The following is a 19,270-nucleotide window of genomic DNA, read 5'->3' as shown; positions in this document are numbered from 1 at the left end:
CCATAAACCTTATTCCTGCGGTCGGTAATAACCGCTGACCGCAGGAATAAAAAACAATTATTTATTAATTAACAAAACTAATAACTTATGAAGAAATTTTTACTTTCATGCGCTGCAGTCCTTGCTACATTGTCAGCAAGTGCAGTTGATTGGTTTGTGCCTGTAGCTGAAAAGCCGGGTCATTTCATTATTTCTCAGGAAAGTGCTGAGACTCTCCGCACTCAGTCTGGCTACGGCACAATGAGCTGGAACACTGGTGTGCTTATTCCAAAGGGTGTTGTTATCTTGGACAATGAACTGATGACAGTAGCTGGTGAAAACGATGTTAACTTCCTTGATCAGTGGGCTCAGGGTTCAGCTGTTCTTAAGGAGCACGGACTCGTAGAGAACTACATCAACCTCGGCATTCAGAAGAAAACCCTTGATAACAATTTCAAGGCTGAAGAATTCAATGCTTCTGAGTATGGAAACTTGAACCTCTTCAATGATTTTGACGGTCAGACAATGTTGAAGGTAACTGCAAAAATCAATGGTGTCCTTGGATTCAACATTGCAAACAATTCTAAGGGTGAAGCAGGAAAGACACGATCTTTCGCTATCCTCACTACTGTTGAGAAGGAAGACCCTGACTTCGGAGAGATATACACTTGCTATCAGACTGTAGCTTTCATGAATACAGCTGATGCTGACTTCGAGATTACAGCAAACGTAGAAGCTGGCAAGTCATATTGGATTATTGCAGCAGGCCAGAACCACACTCTCTATGGCATTTCTTTCGTTGAGGGTGGTGCTGTTGCAGCAGGTGAGTCTTGGTCAGTAGGCCAGGCCATTGCAACTGTCGAGCCAGAGTTCAACGGCAATCAGGCTGCTGACGCAGAGGCAAAACTCATGACTGTTGCTGACGGCAGCGCTTACATCTATGGCCAGACAGAGAATGTGAAAATCACATACCGCTCTACTCCTAACGGCAAGGCTGCTGATTCTCCTTCCGGAAATGACAGCGATCTTGACCAGTGCCTCGCAGGCAAGAAGACCTGGGTGGACCTCCGTGCAAACGGCAGCGGCAACCAGATTTGGGACGAGACATTCACACACTGCATCATGGGTCGTGGAAACCCAAGTATCTCACGCACCTATTGGTATGAACAAACAAACGACGGTATAGCAGACCGTGTAACAGAAGAGTTCTATGAGCCAACTTGCGGCAAGCTCCCTGTTGTAGGAACATACATTGAGGTGGAAGTTGCTACGGCTGGTACAATGGAGGCTATCCTCATGGTATGGCGTCCGAAGAATGCTCTCTACATTATAGACGAAAGCACGACAAAGCCACTCGCACCGGAGGCTGTAAGCTTCACAGGATGGTATAACAACAATACCTTGGAACCTATTGCGGAGCGCACTCTTGACGAGAACTATCTCCCAAGCCGTGACGGTGACCCTGGCAAGCAGTTCGCAGGTAACTTCAAGTTCAGTCTCAATGCCGGCAAGTACATGATTCTTAGCCCTAAGAGCCAGATTGGTCTCTATGGCTACAAGTTCACCCCTGGACCTTCAACTGCTATCGAGAACGTGGAGACAGTCGCTCCTGCTGTCAAGAGCAATGCTATCTACAACCTCGCCGGACAGGTTGTTGACGAGAACTACAAGGGCATCGTCATCAAGAACGGCAAGAAGTACCTGATGAAGTAACCTTATGCAAAAGAAATCAACTAATCGTTATTAGTTGGTAACCAGAATACAAGACAGAGGCACCGCTTGACAGGCGGTGCCTCTGTTCTGTTAGCCCGACATGGGCATAATCATGAGAATGCAGATGGTATGGTGTGCCTAAAATAAGGTGAGTTCACTCTCCTGAAGGTCTATGTCCTGCCAAAAGAACATTACGTTATAGATTGGCATATAGGTTATTCCATGTTTTTCATAAACGGATTGCTCGTTAGAAAGCACCACGGCTGACTTTACATGATAATCCCTTATGGCAAGAAACTTGCTCAAGGCACTGTGGGCAGTGTAGTCTTTTCCGGACTTTACCTCAATGGGTAGTGAAGACATTGTCAAAGTGTCGTCTATAAGGTAGTCAACCTCTCCATTCTTCTTGTTGTCATAGTAATAAAGGCGGAAACCATGTGCTCGCAGTTCCTGTGCCACTACAGTCTCGTATACTGCACCAAGGTTTACGCTGCATGTATCTTCCAGTATGGGCTTGATGTTGTTGCGATAGAGCTTGGCGGTCAATAACCCGACATCGTTCAGGTAAAGTTTCAGAAGATTCTTCCCTGCATTCTGCACCAATGGGTAAGTAGGTTGGCTGATGGCATTCACATCCAATGAGATGCCTGAGGATATGAGGTAGTCGAACTCGTCCTCGTAGTCACTTGTACGTTTGCCTGCTTTTCCCTCTATATCCTTGACTCTTATTCGTTTCTTATGATTTTCCATGTTGGACGGAATCATGTCATAGATACGCTGTATTTTCAGTTTGCGTGATGACTCTCCCTCGTATTTTGCGGCATCACTAATGTAGAGTTCCATTATGTCGTTCTGCACTTGCCTGACCTTTACGATGTTATGTTCTGACAGATATGTGTTGACAGCGTCAGGCAGTCCGCCCACAAGCAGGTAACGGCGGAAAATGTCCATTATCTTTCGGTGGATGGCGTCAGGCAGTGCTATCCGTTGCTCATGGCATTTTTTCATCTCTCGGATAGTCTCATCCCCCACATTGTTAGCCCAAAGGAACTCTTCGAAATCGAGTGGGAACATCCGCAAGCGTTGTATACTGCCCACAGGCACAGATTGTGTCTTGCGTAGCGTAACACCAAGCAGCGAACCGCTGGCGACATAAGTGAAGCGTCCGTCTTCCATAAGGAACTTCACCAGTGTCAGCAGATGCTCGTAGGCTTGTATTTCGTCTATGAAGACAAGGGTATCCTCTTTTGTCCCAAGTCTGTCGCCGGCAATGGAACTTAGTGAAAGATAGAAGGACTCTACAGTCTTGGCTTCTGCAAACAGACGGTCATTCTGCTTGTCCCGTTCCATATTTATCTCGATATAGTTTCTGAACATGCTTTTGCCGACATGCCTGATGATATACGACTTGCCGATTTGTCTTGCACCATCCACAACAAGTATTTTGTTGGAAGAAGATTTAAGATAATTTTCGATTTCTGTTGATATTCTGCGCTTTAGCATGGCGGATTACATTTATTCTGTTATTTTATGCCTGCAAAATTACATTTATTCCGTCAAACAAACAAACAAAAAACACATTTTTTCTCAAAATTATCAAATAATAGGCTTGACGTATATTCTTTACGCGAATTAAGAAGATTCCCTGATAATAATCTTTTTTAGAGTCAAACAGAATAGATTTGTGAAAATATGCAAGCGCATTGCCCATGGTTTTCCTATTACCCAATGATTGCGTTTTTGTATAATTTCCATGTTCTACAGTAACTGCCACACTTTGCATGGAGATGTTCTACAATAAGGCATGAGTGTTTTCGCAAATCAATTTTGTTTGACTATAATTGTTTCGTTCGGAAAACTTAAACAAAAATTTGGTTTTCTCTCAACTTATTCGTATCTTTGCAGCAGCAACCAATAAAACAAGTGATTATGGATTCTATAATTACAGCAAAACTTCAGCATTTTTTCAAAGACCAGCCAGTGGAGAAAGCATGGGTGTTCGGTTCTTACTCTCGTGGGGAGGAACGTTTGGACAGCGATGTTGACATAATGGTGCGCTTTTCTCCCGGCACAAGGATGTCGTTGTTGAAATTCAGCAGCATGATGTGCAGTCTGGAAGATTTGTTGATGCGGAAAATCGACCTTGTAGAGGAAGGGCAGCTGATGAACTTCGCATTAGCGAGTGCGGAACGCGATAAAATCCTTGTGTATGAGAGAGCCAATTAGAGACAAGGCACGCCTTGAACATATATTGCAGGCAATAGACTATATTCGCCAGTTTACCGATGGTGTCACGGAAGATGAATTGCGTAATGATGTGATGCGGCGCTTTGCTGTAATCAAGAATCTTGAGATAATCGGTGAAGCATCCTATATGCTTACAAAAGAGTTCCGTGAAAAGCATTCGCATATTCCATGGCGCCAAATCATCAATATGCGCCATATCCTTGTCCATGGTTATTGTCAGATAAAGGACGAAATGCTTTGGGACACAATAAAGGAAGACATCCAGCCTTTGAAGGATGAGGTGACTAAGTTGCTTGAAAATGAATAAACTCAAATCGGTCATTAGAACGAAATATCCGTGGTTACTTTTATATTGTGAGTTATGTAAAGACTATTTTCTAATATTGGTGTCCGCTAAAACTCGACAAGTTGTTGTGAACTCAAATTTTCATAGGAAATGTTTCGCATAAGATGTGGCGGAGCCACAGTCTTTATGCCGCCGGCTTCAGCCGTGCGGATTAGAGATAATCTCCATTAGTTGTGTGGCAGCGCCACACTCTTTTCTGTCTCAATTCCTTACGCCCACAATAAAAGAGTGTGGTTCCACCACACAGTATTTGAGCAGATTTCCAATCCTCACGGCTAAAGCCGGAGGTGGTTGAGCTTCGCTCTACCTCCCCTCGCCACGGCATAGCTGAAACAAGTTTCGCTCTGCTCGTTTGGCTTATCGGGGACGTTTCCCGTAAGGGTTGTGGCTTCGCCACACTTTGCATGGAGATGTTCTACAATAAGGCATGAGTGTTTTCGCAAATCAATTTTGTTTGACTATATCTTCGAGTCATATTACACCACTAATTTTTTTTCAATCATGGTCAACAAAAAGAGAAATGTGTATCAATATATGGATAATTATTTGTATCTTTGCAGATAATTGGTAATATATTAATTGCATGGAAATGAAATATACTACGAACAACGATATTTTGTTGCTTTTAGCGAAGCGACTGAAGGATTACAGATTGGCGGCACGTATGAGTCAAAAGGAACTGGCGGAACAGTCGGGTGTAGGGCAGGCGACTATAAGCCATTTCGAGCAGGGCGTGAATCTTAATCTGACATTGAACAATTATATTTCGCTGTTGCGTGTCCTTGGGTTGGAGCGTCGTATAGAGGAGGTTATGCCGGAACTGCCTATGCCGCCGATGGCTCTTCAGAAAATAGAAAAGCTGATACCTAAAAGAGTAAGGAGGAACAAGCCATGATAGAAAATTTGGATGTGATGTTATGGGGCAAAAAGGTAGGGACACTTGTTGCAAGCCGTGAAAACCACAAGAACAAAGCCTGCTTTTATTTCGACCGAGAGTATGTGTCAGGTGGTTACGACATTGCGCCGCTACGTGCCTCCATCAGTGGCGCTGCTGCACAGCATGGTCTGCCTGTCTATCCGGAAGAGGAGAGAGTTTTCGGCGGTTTGCCATCGTTTGTAGCCGATTCGTTGCCAGACCATTGGGGAAATACAGTGTTTAACGAATGGGCAAAGGCGCACCGCATTCGCCCAAGGGATCTTTCTGCACTCGACCGTCTCGCTTACATTGGACGGCGCGGTATGGGTGCTTTGGAGTTTATTCCCCCAACAGCCGAAGAAATGGAGACTCCATTCCGTGTGGAGATTGCCGACTTGCATGAACTGGCGCAACGGGCTTTGGAACAGGCCGGGACGTTTCATGCCACCATGTCGGACGATTTGATGATAGAAAGCCTGTTCAAAGTTGGCACGTCTGCCGGTGGAAGACGCCCAAAGGCTGTGGTAAATGTTAATTTGGAGGAGGGACAATGTTTTTCCGGTCAGGTTGATGCCCCTTGTGAGGGCTACACCCCCATGATTGTCAAGTTCGATGAGCATATTGAAATACCTACTACCCGAATAGAGTACAGTTATTATCTGATGGCTGTGGATGCCGGGATGAACATGATGCCGAGCCGCCTGCTTGAATGCGGAACGGCGACACATTTCCTGACAGAACGTTTTGACCGTAGGGGTGGCAAAAAGGTTCATGTGCAGACATTGGCGGCAATGAATCCTTCGTCCGATTCCTATGATGACCTGTTTGATGTAGCTTGCCATATTGGGGTGCCTCCGGCTGAATCCCAACAGTTGTTTCGCCTTATGGTAATGAATGTGCTTGGAGGGAATGTGGATGACCATAACAAGAATTTCAGTTTCATGATGGCTGATGACGGGAAGTGGCATATAGCTCCGGCATACGACTATACATTTGCCATTGATGTGGATGCTCCGTATTATGTCAACCGCCATAGCATGACTATAAACAACAAAACAGAAGATATAACGGCTGAAGATTTGCTGGAAACAGCGCGGAAGTACAGTATCAAAGCAGCTGAACCATTCCTGAAAAAAGCGGCAAGTATTGTTTCGCATTATGCGGATTATGCTCATAGAGCCGGTGTCGGAGAGCTATGGACAGAGAAGGTGGAAAAGGAAATCGCCATGCGGGTAAAGAATCTTGAGCTGAAACCATGAAGGCAGGTCGCATGAATATGCAGTGAGCTTTGCCTAATGCGGATTGATGCTGATTTTATCCCATGAATCTGTCTTTGGTGTCTTTGAGTAGTATTCCTCCAATATTTTTCTCTTTTGTTTGGCTATATGAAAGAAAATCAGTATCTTTGCATAAGATAAGCTGCACCTCAGCAGTTCTGAGCAAGCTCAACTGCGTTCGGTTTGCATTATCTTTGCATAGGATAAGCTGCACCTCGGCATACATGAACAAATTCTGTCTGCATTATTTTTGCAGAAGAAAACCATAAAACTAAAAATAAAACCAATACTAACCATACATGAGAATCTATTTTAAGCAAATCATCGCAGCAGTGGCAGCGTTGCTTGTGGCGAATGTGGCAAGCGCACAGACACTGAAGGCGGACGGGACATACGACCCCGACTGCGTCGTGGAGAAGTGGTCGAACAGCTCCACCTACAAGAAAGTGATTGACATCAACTTCAATGATGACACATGGCCCGACACATGGCAGGGAAAATATGCCGTCGACTGCCCGGAGTACGTTAACAGCAAGGCAAAGAAATACGGCGGATACATCAACGCCGTGCTGGAGACACCCGCCAACGGCGGCAGCGAAGTGAAGTATCCTGTAGTCTTCCACAACTGCACGTTCGCCACAAAGAAATCCTACAACGGACTGGCAGGCACCACGGCAGCCATGGGACGCATCTATGACGAGCAGGCACCTGCCGGCGCAAACAAAGGCTTCCCTAACGACTGGACGATGGAAGGCCATAAGGTCATGCTTGAGGATAATGTCACCTACGGCAGCGACGGCAAGCCGACGCACGGCGAGGCAGGCTTTGTGCAGATGTGCCGCGATAAGAACACTGCCGGTGCAAACCTTGCCGCCAAGAAAGAATGGCACGGATGGGTGGAGATAGACCATATCCCATACGTGGAACGCATACAATGGTCCTGGTCAGGCACCTCTGCCGGCAGAGGCATAAAGTGCGACTACAAAATCGGCAACGGCCCATGGACACCTCTTGTATGGATGGCTTCCGAGCAGATAGAGCGCAAATATACACCATTCTCCGACCAGGGATATTTCATTGAAAACATAATCAATGCCGAGGATGTGTCCATCCGCTGGCGAGTATGGGACGGTGAAAGAACCCGCAACCAGGTGCAGAGCGACCTGTTTGCCCGTGAGACCGTGGAACACACATGGTACCAAGCACCGCGCCTCCACAAAATCCAAATCTTCGGCAGCGAGATAACCGCCGAGCAGGCACAGTATGCCCGTGACAACAGAATCTCCGACCCTGGCGAGATTACCGACCTCTCAATCTTCGGAGTGGACTCGGACGATGACTATGTCGATAATGCACCTGACGCCAACGCTCCTGTCACCATATCCACCGTGGCACAGGACGGCAGCGGCGACTTCACCACCATCCAGGCAGCCATTGACGCCGTGGGCGAAGGACGCCGAGGAATAATCTATGTCCGTCCCGGCATATACGACGAGAACCTCTATTCAGGAACAAAGACCTTGAAGAACAAGTTCATAAGTCTTATAGGAGAAAACAAGGAGACAACAATCCTCACATCATCAGTGTCGCGCGGCAGCGGCAACGCCACTTTTAATGACTGTGCCGCCCTGAACGTGTTCACAGACCGCTTCTATGCAGAGAACATCACTATCCGCAACACCAGCGGCAACAAAGGACAGGCAGAGGCTTTGTACACTCACGGCGACGCCCACATCTTCAAGAACTGTATCCTCAGCGGCTATCAGGACACTTATAAGGCTAACGGCGGAGCGCGAGGCTATTTCACCGGATGTACCATCATCGGCGCGACCGACTTCATCTATGACAGCGGTATGGAATGGTTTGAGAACTGCGAGATACGATGCCTGAAAGGCGGCAACGGATATGTCACGGCAGCAAGCGACGCATGGGCAACCCTCACATCACGCCTTCACCCGTCACTGAGCGTGTCGCCACTTTATCTCGGACTCTTCTTCAACAACTGCAACATCACCGCCGAGGAAGGCACGGCAGCGGCTTCCTACACTCTCGGCCGCCCATGGAACGAGAAAGCAGGAACAATGTTCATGAACTGCACGCTTGGCAGCCATATCAAGCCGGCAGGATGGACAGACTGGGACAACCGTGGTGCTGACGGAAAGTGCACATACGTTGAATACAAGAACAAGAACGCTGACGGTTCCATTGCTGATGTCTCAAAGCGTGTGGCATGGTCACATCAGGCAACAGATGCCGAAGTGGCAGACTATCTTTTCCCGAAATACATCTTCGAACAGCTCAAAGGCGACATTCCTTTCGACTATGAATACATCCTTAAAGGCGCAGCAGCACCTTCCGGCTTCACTCTCGAGGACGGCAGCGTGACATGGCAGGGCGACAAGATGACGGTGGGCTACATCCTCTACAAGGACGGACAGTTTGCAGGAATCCTCACGGAACCGTCACTCACCATTGCCGAAGACGACAACGCCAGCTATACCGTCAAAGCCATCTCACGCCACGGCGTGACAAGCATGGCGAAGAAGGTCGCCGACCCGTCGAAGATGCTTGCGTTCCCTACAGCAGAGGGCTTCGGCAAATACACCTCCGGCGGTCGTGGCGGAAAGGTCGTCAAGGTGACAAGCCTTGCCGATGACAAGGACGGCACAACCGAAGGCACGCTGCGCTGGGCTTTCAAGCAGTATCCTGACGAGCCCATAACAATAGTCTTCGCTGTCTCAGGCGAAATCAAGCTTGTCAGCGACATGCGCGTTAAGCGCAACGACTGGACTCTCGCAGGACAGACAGCTCCGGGTGAGGGTATCGTCATCACTCACAACAAGATGAACTTCGGTGGCTCACAGAACTTCATAATAAGGAACATGCGCTTCCGCATCGGACAGAACAACGCTTCCGGAACTCTCGTGGCAGAAGGTGCCGTGGCAACGGAGAACTGTGCCAACTACATCTTCGACCACTGCACCGTGGGATGGTCCGTAGAGGAGAACATGAACACCCAGGACTCACACTTCCTCACAGTGCAGAACACCATGGTACACGAGGGACTCTACAATGCCGGACATCCTAAGGGAGCCCGCGGCTATGGCTCACAGTGGGGCGGCTCGCCGGCGACATACCATCACAACCTCCTTGCACACAACAACAGCCGAAGTCCGAGAATCAACGGTGCACGCGGCAACGATTATGTGGTCTTCATGGAGTATGTCAACAATGTCAACTACAACTACGGCAGCAAGGGCGGATGCTACGGCGGCGAGAACACAGCTGATGTGACGCCACGCACTGACCCCGAAAACCCTGCCGAGATTGTCAACTCACGTCATGAGTGCAACTTCATGAACAACTACTACAAGGCAGGACCGCTCTCCAACAAGTCGTCCGTAGCGTTTGTGAACTCCAGCTATGCACGTTCCGGAGCAACATCCCACGCCCCTGCGAAATGGTTCGTCAGCGGCAATGTGGCCACAGCCAGCGCGGCAGCCACAGCCGACAACTGGAAGGGCATGGAGGCAGAACACTACACCCTCGCACAGATTCGCGCTGACGAGCGTATCACGCCGAAATATCCTTACCACCGCTACACTGCGGCAGGCGGCGAAGGACGCTATGTCCCTGCAAACTACATGCTTGAGAACATCGAGACTGCCGAAGAAGCATACAAGAATCTCATTGTCAACAAGAATGTCGGCTGCGTGAACAAGGACAAAGTTGAGTTGCGTATTCTTGACGAGGTGCTCAACGGAACTGCGAAATATGGCACCAACGGCCGCATCGACAACGAGCGCCAGTGTGAGGGCTTCATCGCTTACAGCACGGACTATGTCGTCCCTCAGGACACTGACGGCGACGGCATGCCTGACGAGTGGGAGAAGGCCAACGGGCTGAACCCTGACGTGGCTGACCAGAACTCTGTCAACGATGATGGCTACACAGCCCTTGAGGTCTACCTCAACTCCCTGATGGGCGAGACCATGGACAACAACTTCACCACAGGCATCGCCGGCGTGACCATGGAGACAACAACCGTCAGCTACGACCGCGCCACACGCACCCTCCACGTAGGCGAGAACGCTGTCGGCGGCACAGTGGCAGTCTTCTCTCTCGACGGCCGTCTCCTCTCAACAATGAGGATAACCGCACCTTCCGTCTCCCTCTCTTCAGTAGGAGGAAAGGCTGCAAATGCAGCATCCAACGGCGTGATTCTCATCCGTGTGGACGCCAAGGGCATCTGCCCGCGCATCCTTAAGACAGCGATGTGATAAGGTTCTTGCTTCAAAGAAAGCATGTCAGGATTGCTTTTTTCAAGCATACTGACTGAAAAACAAGAGTGGCTTTCCGCTTGTCGGGAGACCACTCTTGCCATGTTATGGGTTTTGCTGTTTTGCCAGAGTTTTTTCCGGCTGTCATGAGGCAAAACCAAAGGTAAGACTTTGCCTTGTCAAGTCTTACCTTTTGTCTTGTCAAACGTTACCTTCCGCATGATGAAGTGTTACCCTCCGCTATTCCGGAGTTTGTGACATCAGGACTTGGCGACCAGACCTACACCCAGTACAAGTTCAAGAAAGAGCTTACCAACACTCCGCTCACATGGGAGAAGTCCAAGAGCTGGAACTTCGGTCTTGACGCATCAGTGCTTAACGGACGTGTCGATGTCTCTGCCGAGTACTACATCACAAACACCGACGGCGTCATCTGGAACCAGGCAATCCCTGTCACCAACGGCGGATACAGCTCCACAGAGATGTACACAATGTACAACAACATCGCCGAGACCCGCAACCATGGTTTCGAGCTCACAGCGATAGGCCGTCCGTTCACAGCAAAGAAGAAGGGTGATTTCGAATGGACGACTACCGTGACATTCTCCGTCAATAAGAATGAGGTCATTTCCCTCGGTGACGGAGCAGCTGATTTCATTGCTAACGGCACAAATACAAATGACGCACGAACAAAGTGGCTCCACATCGGCGACATGTACATCATGCGCATGGCAGAGATCTACCTCCTTGCTGCAGAGACGGAGCAGATGCTTGGCAACGGCAGCAAGGCTGCAGAATACCTCAACGTCCTCCGCAAGCGCGCTGCACGCTCAACAGCAACAGAGAGCCAGTGGAAGCTCGCTTCTGCCACAGAGGATGATATCTTCGACGAGTACGCTCGAGAGATGGCAGGAGAATTCTCACGCTGGGCATTGCTGAAGCGCCACAACGCTTTCGAGACACGCCTCGAAAAGTACAACAAGCGTGCGGCGAAGTCTTTCAAGCCTTATCATTACAACCGCCCTATATCGGCTGAGTTCCTTTCCACAATCCTCAACTCTGAGGAGTACGGTGACAACGGCTACGGACAGACATCCAACAGCGGTATCGAGAATTTCAAGTAAAGACATTGTGTTTTTAGAGACCGGGACTGCCCGGTCTCTAAAACTCTTCCCAAGGAAAAAAAGAACATATACATTAACCAAACAAAAACAGAGCTATAATGAAAAAAACTCTACTCTCTATTCTTGCCCTCTGTGGTGCAATGTCAGCCAACGCGGAGAACATCCTCACACAGGTTGACGGTACAAGATACGTATGCCTGACCGACGCTTCTGAGATAGCGGCAGCCCACGCTGAATGGTATGGCGACTGGTGCGGATGGTCAATGGATCTTCTCGGCATCCCTGCCGGTGAGGCTCTCTGGTCTTCTGATGATTTGGTGATTCTCGGAGATTTCCTTTGTTCCGGGCGCAGTCAGCGGTATCAGCGGTGTTGAGGTAAAGGCATCCAATGACAACATGACTTACAACCTTGCAGGCCAGAAAGTGGATGAAAGCTACAAGGGAGTGGTAATCAGGAACGGCAAGAAGTTCTTGAAGAAATAATTTTGTTTCTTTTGATTAGTCAAAGCAGGTTTCTTGCGGTGCATGACACTGCAAGAAGCCTTTGAAAACCAATAACTAAAAAAAACTAACTTAACCATGAAGAAAATTTTGCTATCAGCCATTGCTGCACTCGGTGCTATGGCGGCAGATGCACAAGTGACGACAGTCGATAAGAACTATGCTGTCTATCTTACCAAAGACACAGTAGGCGTGAGCCTTGGTGATGAAGACTTGGCAAAGGCATATGAGAAGACCGGCATCGCTTACAAATCCGGTGGCAATGCCGGTCAGGCTGTGAAGGTCTGTCTCTCAAAGGACTATCTTGACGAAGAAACCGGCGTGAAGTTCAGCCAAGGCTATTATGCGAGCAAGCGCCAGAACAACATGGAATACTATTATGTCAAGAACTGCAAGCAAATCATCATCTACAGCCTGTCAGGCGGACAGACACAGGCATACGCTGCCGAGAACGCAGGCGCTTTGGGCGATGAGACAACAGGCACAGGCATCCGGGATGTTGAAAACACTGAAGCAGCAAGGGTCGCTCCTAAGAAGATTCTTAAGAACGGTCAGATAATGGTTGGTGACTTCAATATTGCCGGTCAGCGTGTAAAGTAATAATAATCCACTGAATGCAAGTTCAAAATAATCTTTTGAATTAACCAACCATTAACCATGAACATTATCAGGACATTATGCGTGTCGCTATTGCTCGGCAGTTCCGCTTTGGCAGCATGGGCGCAGTCGGCAAACGTCAAGAATGCCAAGACGAACTATTCGCCTCACCAACTCGTTCTATCACGGAGAGCTTGGCCCTCGCATATGGGCGGAGACATCCATGAAATGGTGTGGGGCTGTATGTCCGGAAATCAGCGATGAGACAGCTGCGGCAACAAACTGCTTCTGGCCTAACATCTGCGTTATCCGCAACTTCGATGTCTGCGTCGCAGACATCACCACCACCCATCGCGGCGGAAAGCTGAAGGCAACCATCACCGGCACCGGTCATTACGCTTGTGACGCATCGTGCAAGTCTGTGGCAGTGGCAGACATGGTAACAACCATTGCCACCCTCAACACAAATGCCGCTGACATCGATGGCGCATATCTCTGGAAGACAGGGGCGGACGGAATGCCTGAACCGGATTTCGCCAACCGTGCCAATGACAAGGAGGTGAGTTCCCCATCGGCAGGAGAAGAGCCTGAGACACCGGGAGAAGTCCACTATCCTCTCGCGTCACAAAAGCTATTGGCCTTCCCTACTGCTGAAGGCTTCGGCAAGTTTGCCTCCGGAGGACGTGGAGGAAAGGCTGTCAATGAGTCAAACCTCAAGTTTGTGCGCGCCACAGTCTCCTCACAGCTCGCGGAATGGCATCTTGGCGGCAACCACATGGACGGCAGCGACGCCGTCACTGCTGACAACTCACTTGGCTTTGCCACTGACGGCAATGCTGCCCTTGCCCCTTTGAGCAAAGATTTCCTTGTGCCTGAAGTGTTCTTCCCTATATATCATTTTGACATAAACGCTTACACGCTGAAGGACAAGATGCAGAGCGCAGAGGAAGCCTACAACGATGTGCTCGAGAAAGTAGGCTGCATCAATCGTGACGCTATCGAGAAGCGTATCGTGGAAGAGTGCCGCACCGGTTCTGCCTCACACAATGGTGACTGGAAAGACGGATACGCTGACAGCGGAATAATCGACGACCCTGCCGACCTTGCCGACGAGATGGCTTATGATGCAAACGGCTTCCTCTACTGCAAGGCTGCCGCCCCATCAGAGACACGCGCCATAGAGTTCGACAGTGACAACGACGGCATCGCCGACGAATGGGAGCGTGCCCACGGACTGACAGTCGGTGTTCAGGACAACAATGCGGTCAACAGTGATGGTTACACAGCACTTGAGGTTTACGCAAACTCCATTATGGGTGAAGACATGGACACATCGTTCTCCACAACAGGCATAAACTCTTGCCCTGCCGCTCCCGTAAAGGCTGCGGACGCATGCTACAACCTCTCCGGCCGGAGAGTTGGCGACAACTATAAAGGCATTGTTGTGAAGAGTGGCAAAAAGGTCGTGCTGGAAAATAATACGCATCATCTTTTTGGCTTGATAAAGAAAAAAAACAGAGGTGCCACAGCATGGCATCTCTGTTTTCAATAAATCACGGGTCATGGCAGACCCCTTCCGGATTGCGGATAACGATACCTAAGAATGCGCGCCGCCCTTCCGACGCGGCGAGTGTGATAAGAATTGATGTCAACAACAGCAAATAAACAGGAATATATGAAACACATGTTACAACAATCAAGGCTTCTTGCCACATTATTGCCATTCGTGGCAGCTATGTGTATGGGTGCGCAGGGCAGGGAGGATATTTCAATGTCTATGGCGGAATCCACCACCCTGTCCATCTGATTGTCACGGGCGAGGACTGCATCTCGCCACTCTTCTACGGTTCTCCGGGAGTGATTCTCGGGCAGAAGGATGTCAGCGGAAAGTCTGCGACATTGACATCGAGGTCAAGGCAGGCAAGAGCCTTGCCGACAAGATCGTATGGCACCTGAAGTGACAGGCTGACGACACCGGCTGACAATCATAAAAAAACTTAATTAAGGAGTTTGTTATTCTTAAATCTTGATTAAAATAAGTAATTTTGCAAAACAGACACATTTTTATGTGCCGCGATGGTGGAATGGTAGACACTGGAGACTTAAAATCTCCTGGCCCGAAACGGCCGTGCGGGTTCGAGTCCCGCTCGCGGTACTCCTTGGCGGAAAGGCTTCTTCATGCGCCGGAGCCGGGAAGAAAGGACATACAAATCAATGAGAAACATACTTCTGCTACTCACGCTGATATTGGTTGCGTGCGGACCTGACAATGGGCATTTCAGGCTCAAAGGTCATCTGCTGAACCTTAATCAGGGTGAGTTTTATGTTTATAGCCCTGACGGTTCCCTGGAGGGGATTGACACCATCACCGTTGCAGGCGGACGCTTCACCTACGAACCTGTCTGCAAGCATGAGGGGGTGGCGGTCATAATGCTGCCCAATGGTGTGGAGATTCCGGTGTTTGTGACGCCGGGAGAGTCGGCATCCATGGAAGGCAATGCCCATAACCTGCAGGAACTGGAGGTAGAGGGAGGCGACGAGAACAAGCTCCTCACACGTTTCCGCAAGGCTGTCGGCAGTGCCAAGGACAGCAAGGCTGTTGCCAAGGAGCTGAAGGCTTTTGTGGAGGAGAATCCCGATTCGCCTGTCGGCATGTATCTCCTGCGACGGTATATCCTTGCCTCGCCCTCGCCTGACTATGACGCTGCTTTGGCACTGGCAGACAGGATGCTTGTCGTACAGAAGGAGAATGCCGCACTGAAGATTCTCAAGACACAGATTGACGAGCTGCGCCGCTCTGCCAAAGGGGCTGCCGTGCAGCACATTGCCGGCACGGACATCATGGGTGACCCTCTTCCGGACATTAGGAAAGGGACATGGGTTGTCTGCTGTTTCGCCTCATGGGACTTTGAGAGCGGAGCCATTCTGCGTCGCCTTTCCAACGAGAGGAAGGACACAAAGGGAGAGTGGGGCATCCTTGGCGTGTCCTATGATGCGTCGGACGCTATGCTTAAGAGGGAGGAGCGTGACTTCCCTGTCTTCTGTGACGGAAGAATGGCGGACAGTCCTGTAGCAAAGAAACTGGGCTTCTTCCAGACACGCCGGAACATTGTCGTGCGCAACGGCAAGATTGCTGCCCGCGACCTCTCTGTCGACGAGCTGGTGAAGGAACTCAAGAAATAACCAGTCAATACTGACAGTACTGACAATAATGTCATTACTGACATAATTGAGATAACTGACTCAACTGAAACCAATAACCTGACCCTAATGTTTGTAAAGACATTCTGCGCGGCGGTCAACGGGCTTGACGTGAAGACCGTCACCGTGGAGGTGAACGCCACAAAAGGCGAGAAATTCTTCCTCTCCGGACTTGGCGATGAGGCTGTGCGTGAGGCGCAGAGCCGCATCCATTCCGCCATAACAATCAACAAATACGAATATCCTTGCAAAAGGATTACCGTCAATCTTGCGCCTGCCGATTTGAAAAAGGAGGGCGCAAGTTTCGATTTGCCCATAGCCATCGGCATCCTTGCCGCTGACGGACAGGTGTCCGCTGACCGTCTCGGCGAGTACATGCTTGTTGGAGAATTAGGGCTTGACGGACGCCTGCAACCCATAAAAGGCGCGCTGCCGATAGCCATCCGCGCGAGGGCGGAGAAGTTCCGCGGACTGATAGTCCCCATGCAGAACGGCAGGGAGGCAGCCGTGGTGAACAATCTTGATGTCCATGCCATGGCGACGATAACGGATGTCGTGGAGTTCCTTAACGGTATGCGTACGGATGAGCCGGTGTTTGTCGACACAAGGGCGGAGTTCTACGCCCGGCAGACGGACTTTGACCTTGATTTCGCCGATGTGCGAGGGCAGGAAAGTGTGAAAAGAGCCTTTGAGGTTGCCGCGGCAGGCGGCCATAACCTTATCATGGTAGGTCCTCCGGGCAGTGGAAAGTCGATGATGGCAAAGCGACTTCCCGGCATTCTTCCTCCGCTTTCGCTTGCCGAAAGTCTTGAGACGACACAGATACATTCCATTGCCGGAAAGCTCGGCAGCGATGTCTCGCTGATTTCCCGGCGTCCGTTCCGCGCGCCACACCACACCGTCTCGCAGGTAGCCCTTGTCGGCGGCGGCACGAAGGCACAACCCGGCGAGATAAGTCTGGCGCACAACGGCGTGCTCTTTGCCGACGAACTGCCGGAGTTCAGCAAGGGTACGCTGGAGGTGCTGCGTCAGCCGCTGGAGGACAGGAAGATAACCATTTCGCGCGCAAAATACACAATAGAGTATCCATGTTCCATAATGTTCGTGGCGTCCATGAACCCTTGCCCCTGCGGATACTACAACGACCCTACGCACAACTGTGTCTGCACTCCCGGGCAGATACAGCGTTACATGAACAAAATCAGCGGTCCGCTGCTCGACCGCATAGACATCCAGTGTGAGATAACGCCCGTCCCGTTCAAGGACATCAGCAAGCAGTCGCCCGGAGAGCCTTCGTCGGCAATCCGTGAGCGTGTCATCGCCGCGCGGCGCATACAGGAGCAGCGGTTCAGGGGCTGCAAGGGCATCCACTGCAATGCGCAGATGACGGAGCGCATGATTCATGATTATGCCGCCCCTGACGACGCAGGACTGGCAATGCTCCGCGATGCCATGGAGCGTCTGTCATTGTCTGCCCGCGCCTACAACCGCATACTGAAGGTTGCACGCACCATTGCCGACCTCGAAGCGTCGCCTTCCGTCCTCTCGCATCATCTCGCCGAGGCAATCGCTTACCGCACCCTTGACCGCGGTGACTGGGCGGAGAGATGGGGATAGTTTTTTTTGGTCAGTACTGACCAAACCGATAATATTGTCACTACTGACATTAATGACAATATTGACCAAAACGACTACCCCGGGCTGCCACACCATGATGTCAGCCCGGGGTAGTCTTGCTATGCCATTCCCTTTATCTTGCATACAATCTCGTACGCCTTGTCATCGGTGTACACGCAAGGTTTCGTCACCGGCGAATACTCGAAGTCCAGGAAGCGCAATGCCTGGATGGCACAGAACCGGAGGTCGTGGCTGATGTACGCCTGAATCATCACATTGCCGTTGGCAGAAGGCTTGAGGGCAGGCAGGTCGGAAATCATGCCGGTGCTCACCATGCGCTCTATGTCCTCAGCCAGTCCCACGCCGTAAGTCTCGCGGTAGGGCTTCACCTCCGCGCCGGTAGGAAGATAGGTCAGTGTGTACTTGCTGCCAAGGATTGTCTTCAGCAGACCGTTGCGCCTGCGCTCTATCTCAGGCAAGGTGTTGATGATTTTCTCAACAAGTGGGTATATAGTGCTTGTCTTTTCCATTTTCATTTGTGTTTTTTTATTGCTTGTTTTGAAATAACTTCCTGAAACTATCTGTGTCTCAGTGTTTTATAAAAGGTAACGCTTTACCTTGCAAAAGGTCGTCTTTTACCATGCGAAAGGCTGCCTTTCACACGGCAAAGCGTTACCTTTTGCCTACAGGACTGTTATCTGTGGATTTTGTGCATGCCGCGGCACGCGCCCTGACGGATGTCGGGCGGGCAAACAATAGGGCATGCATGAAAACGGAAAAAATCTAACACAACATGCGCCGCAGGGCAAACACATAATAGTTTGCCGCATGGGGCGAGACAAAGGCGGTGCCTGCCTTTGCGAAGAAAACTGGGAAATGATGACGGCGGGTCTGCCTGTCGGCGACGATTGCCGACGGCATGCGCAGGAGCGTCTTACCTGTACGGAGATGCTTTGCGGCTGCCACGCTGTGTGGAGCCGGCGGAGTGGGCAGGCATGCAGGCACAGTGACGGTCTCGCCCGGCTGTGCCATCGATGTCTCCCTACTGTCATCCCATGACAGGACGGCTGCCCGGCTGCGGACTTCCTCGCTCTCCACCGCTGTTCCGATGAGCATGTCGCCCGTCTTCTCATACAAGTCCGTGCATGAGAACAGCGCAATGAGCGTCAGGAGGAATATGTGAATCCGTCGTCGTGACATGTTGTTTTCCCAAGGTTATAAACCGGTATTCATGGAAATATTTGTTATCGGCTGCAAATTTACACGTTTTTCATGAAACGGCAAACAGTTTGGCGGTTAAAAATTGTGAACCGCCTTTCATGTGCCTGAGGCATGCGTTGCGATGAAATCAAGGCGCAAAGAATCAGTGTGAAACGACAGTAAAGAACTTTTCACACATTTTATAATATGCACGTACACTAAACCTTCGGTTTTGCCGTTATATTCAAAATAGACTACACTGTATACGCTTG

17 protein-coding genes, 1 tRNA gene and 1 pseudogene are annotated in these 19,270 nt (G+C 50.1%); 15 read left to right on the top strand and 4 right to left on the bottom strand.

Annotated features, from left to right (window positions below; all coding sequences use genetic code 11):
• Window positions 1–87 precede the first annotated feature (87 nt).
• A complete protein-coding gene (locus E5358_RS06960; RefSeq protein WP_135939507.1) occupies window positions 88–1,692 on the top strand; it encodes a hypothetical protein in 1,605 nt (534 codons plus the stop codon).
• 138 nt (window positions 1,693–1,830) lie between these two features.
• Here the strand turns inward: E5358_RS06960 and E5358_RS06955 are convergent, their stop codons facing one another.
• Complete coding sequence (locus E5358_RS06955; RefSeq protein WP_135939506.1) at window positions 1,831–3,195, bottom strand: ATP-binding protein; 1,365 nt, start codon at window positions 3,193–3,195, stop codon at window positions 1,831–1,833.
• Window positions 3,196–3,621: 426 nt separating this feature from the next.
• Between E5358_RS06955 and E5358_RS06950 the strand changes: the two genes are divergently transcribed.
• Window positions 3,622–3,918 (top strand): nucleotidyltransferase family protein, encoded by a 297-nt coding sequence (locus E5358_RS06950; RefSeq protein WP_135939505.1) that lies wholly within the window; start codon window positions 3,622–3,624, stop codon window positions 3,916–3,918.
• Window positions 3,902–4,246, top strand: coding sequence for a HepT-like ribonuclease domain-containing protein (locus tag E5358_RS06945; protein ID WP_135939504.1), 345 nt, complete (start codon window positions 3,902–3,904; stop codon window positions 4,244–4,246). Before E5358_RS06950 ends, E5358_RS06945 begins: the two co-directional genes overlap by 17 nt.
• Before the next feature lie 314 nt (window positions 4,247–4,560).
• Here E5358_RS06945 and E5358_RS15090 read toward each other — a convergent pair whose 3' ends face one another.
• Window positions 4,561–4,728, bottom strand: coding sequence for a hypothetical protein (locus E5358_RS15090; protein WP_168354605.1), 168 nt, complete (start codon window positions 4,726–4,728; stop codon window positions 4,561–4,563).
• A gap of 146 nt (window positions 4,729–4,874) precedes the next feature.
• On the opposite strand from E5358_RS15090, the gene E5358_RS06940 reads away from it, so the two are divergent.
• From E5358_RS06940 to E5358_RS06890, 12 genes and pseudogenes are all read left to right on the top strand, one after another.
• Window positions 4,875–5,180 carry a helix-turn-helix domain-containing protein gene (locus tag E5358_RS06940; protein ID WP_277821200.1) on the top strand — a complete coding sequence of 102 codons (306 nt, stop codon included), beginning with the start codon at window positions 4,875–4,877 and terminating at the stop codon, window positions 5,178–5,180.
• The gene (locus E5358_RS06935; RefSeq protein ID WP_135939502.1) at window positions 5,177–6,460 is read left to right on the top strand and encodes a type II toxin-antitoxin system HipA family toxin; all 1,284 of its coding nucleotides are present in this window, start codon (window positions 5,177–5,179) and stop codon (window positions 6,458–6,460) included. Before E5358_RS06940 ends, E5358_RS06935 begins: the two co-directional genes overlap by 4 nt.
• A 317-nt stretch (window positions 6,461–6,777) precedes the next feature.
• Window positions 6,778–10,758 carry a pectinesterase family protein gene (locus E5358_RS06930; RefSeq protein ID WP_135939501.1) on the top strand — a complete coding sequence of 1,327 codons (3,981 nt, stop codon included), beginning with the start codon at window positions 6,778–6,780 and terminating at the stop codon, window positions 10,756–10,758.
• Between the two features lie 227 nt (window positions 10,759–10,985).
• A pseudogene (locus E5358_RS15565) lies at window positions 10,986–11,354 on the top strand (TonB-dependent receptor domain-containing protein); the annotation flags it as partial.
• Window positions 11,355–11,882 (top strand): RagB/SusD family nutrient uptake outer membrane protein, encoded by a 528-nt coding sequence (locus E5358_RS15560; RefSeq protein ID WP_422121066.1) that lies wholly within the window; start codon window positions 11,355–11,357, stop codon window positions 11,880–11,882.
• 98 nt (window positions 11,883–11,980) lie between these two features.
• Entirely contained in the window at window positions 11,981–12,256 is a 276-nt protein-coding gene (locus E5358_RS06920; protein WP_135939499.1) for a hypothetical protein, read from the top strand.
• Between the two features lie 205 nt (window positions 12,257–12,461).
• Entirely contained in the window at window positions 12,462–12,983 is a 522-nt protein-coding gene (locus tag E5358_RS06915) for a hypothetical protein (protein ID WP_135939498.1), read from the top strand.
• Window positions 12,984–13,125: 142 nt separating this feature from the next.
• Entirely contained in the window at window positions 13,126–14,532 is a 1,407-nt protein-coding gene (locus tag E5358_RS06910; protein WP_135939497.1) for a hypothetical protein, read from the top strand.
• A gap of 185 nt (window positions 14,533–14,717) precedes the next feature.
• Window positions 14,718–14,936, top strand: coding sequence for a hypothetical protein (locus E5358_RS06905; protein ID WP_135939496.1), 219 nt, complete (start codon window positions 14,718–14,720; stop codon window positions 14,934–14,936).
• A gap of 114 nt (window positions 14,937–15,050) precedes the next feature.
• A tRNA-Leu gene (locus tag E5358_RS06900) sits at window positions 15,051–15,135 on the top strand.
• A 59-nt stretch (window positions 15,136–15,194) separates the two neighbouring features.
• Entirely contained in the window at window positions 15,195–16,163 is a 969-nt protein-coding gene (locus tag E5358_RS06895; protein WP_168354604.1) for a DUF4369 domain-containing protein, read from the top strand.
• 87 nt (window positions 16,164–16,250) lie between these two features.
• The gene (locus E5358_RS06890; protein ID WP_135939494.1) at window positions 16,251–17,798 is read left to right on the top strand and encodes a YifB family Mg chelatase-like AAA ATPase; all 1,548 of its coding nucleotides are present in this window, start codon (window positions 16,251–16,253) and stop codon (window positions 17,796–17,798) included.
• 119 nt (window positions 17,799–17,917) lie between these two features.
• On the opposite strand, the gene E5358_RS06885 is transcribed toward E5358_RS06890, so the two are convergent.
• Complete coding sequence (locus tag E5358_RS06885; protein WP_135939493.1) at window positions 17,918–18,328, bottom strand: hypothetical protein; 411 nt, start codon at window positions 18,326–18,328, stop codon at window positions 17,918–17,920.
• A gap of 253 nt (window positions 18,329–18,581) precedes the next feature.
• Window positions 18,582–18,998, bottom strand: coding sequence for a hypothetical protein (locus E5358_RS06880; protein ID WP_135939492.1), 417 nt, complete (start codon window positions 18,996–18,998; stop codon window positions 18,582–18,584).
• Window positions 18,999–19,270 lie beyond the last annotated feature (272 nt).

The sequence above is a fragment of the Palleniella muris genome (genome assembly GCF_004792655.1).
GTDB lineage: Bacteria > Bacteroidota > Bacteroidia > Bacteroidales > Bacteroidaceae > Prevotella > Prevotella muris_A.
This window is presented reverse-complemented; position numbering and strand designations above follow the sequence as displayed.

Excerpts from the sequence above, each read along its gene's own strand:
- E5358_RS06955 (WP_135939506.1), bottom strand. The coding sequence starts at position 3,195 with ATGCTAAAGCGCAGAATATCAACAGAAATCGAAAATTATCTTAAATCT.
- E5358_RS06945 (WP_135939504.1), top strand. The coding sequence starts at position 3,902 with ATGAGAGAGCCAATTAGAGACAAGGCACGCCTTGAACATATATTGCAG.
- E5358_RS06890 (WP_135939494.1), top strand. The coding sequence starts at position 16,251 with ATGTTTGTAAAGACATTCTGCGCGGCGGTCAACGGGCTTGACGTGAAG.
- E5358_RS06915 (WP_135939498.1), top strand. The coding sequence starts at position 12,462 with ATGAAGAAAATTTTGCTATCAGCCATTGCTGCACTCGGTGCTATGGCG.
- E5358_RS06950 (WP_135939505.1), top strand. The coding sequence starts at position 3,622 with ATGGATTCTATAATTACAGCAAAACTTCAGCATTTTTTCAAAGACCAG.
- E5358_RS06930 (WP_135939501.1), top strand. The coding sequence starts at position 6,778 with ATGAGAATCTATTTTAAGCAAATCATCGCAGCAGTGGCAGCGTTGCTT.
- E5358_RS06895 (WP_168354604.1), top strand. The coding sequence starts at position 15,195 with ATGAGAAACATACTTCTGCTACTCACGCTGATATTGGTTGCGTGCGGA.
- E5358_RS06880 (WP_135939492.1), bottom strand. The coding sequence starts at position 18,998 with ATGTCACGACGACGGATTCACATATTCCTCCTGACGCTCATTGCGCTG.
- E5358_RS06885 (WP_135939493.1), bottom strand. The coding sequence starts at position 18,328 with ATGGAAAAGACAAGCACTATATACCCACTTGTTGAGAAAATCATCAAC.
- E5358_RS06935 (WP_135939502.1), top strand. The coding sequence starts at position 5,177 with ATGATAGAAAATTTGGATGTGATGTTATGGGGCAAAAAGGTAGGGACA.
- E5358_RS06940 (WP_277821200.1), top strand. The coding sequence starts at position 4,875 with ATGAAATATACTACGAACAACGATATTTTGTTGCTTTTAGCGAAGCGA.
- E5358_RS06910 (WP_135939497.1), top strand. The coding sequence starts at position 13,126 with ATGCCAAGACGAACTATTCGCCTCACCAACTCGTTCTATCACGGAGAG.
- E5358_RS06960 (WP_135939507.1), top strand. The coding sequence starts at position 88 with ATGAAGAAATTTTTACTTTCATGCGCTGCAGTCCTTGCTACATTGTCA.
- E5358_RS06920 (WP_135939499.1), top strand. The coding sequence starts at position 11,981 with ATGAAAAAAACTCTACTCTCTATTCTTGCCCTCTGTGGTGCAATGTCA.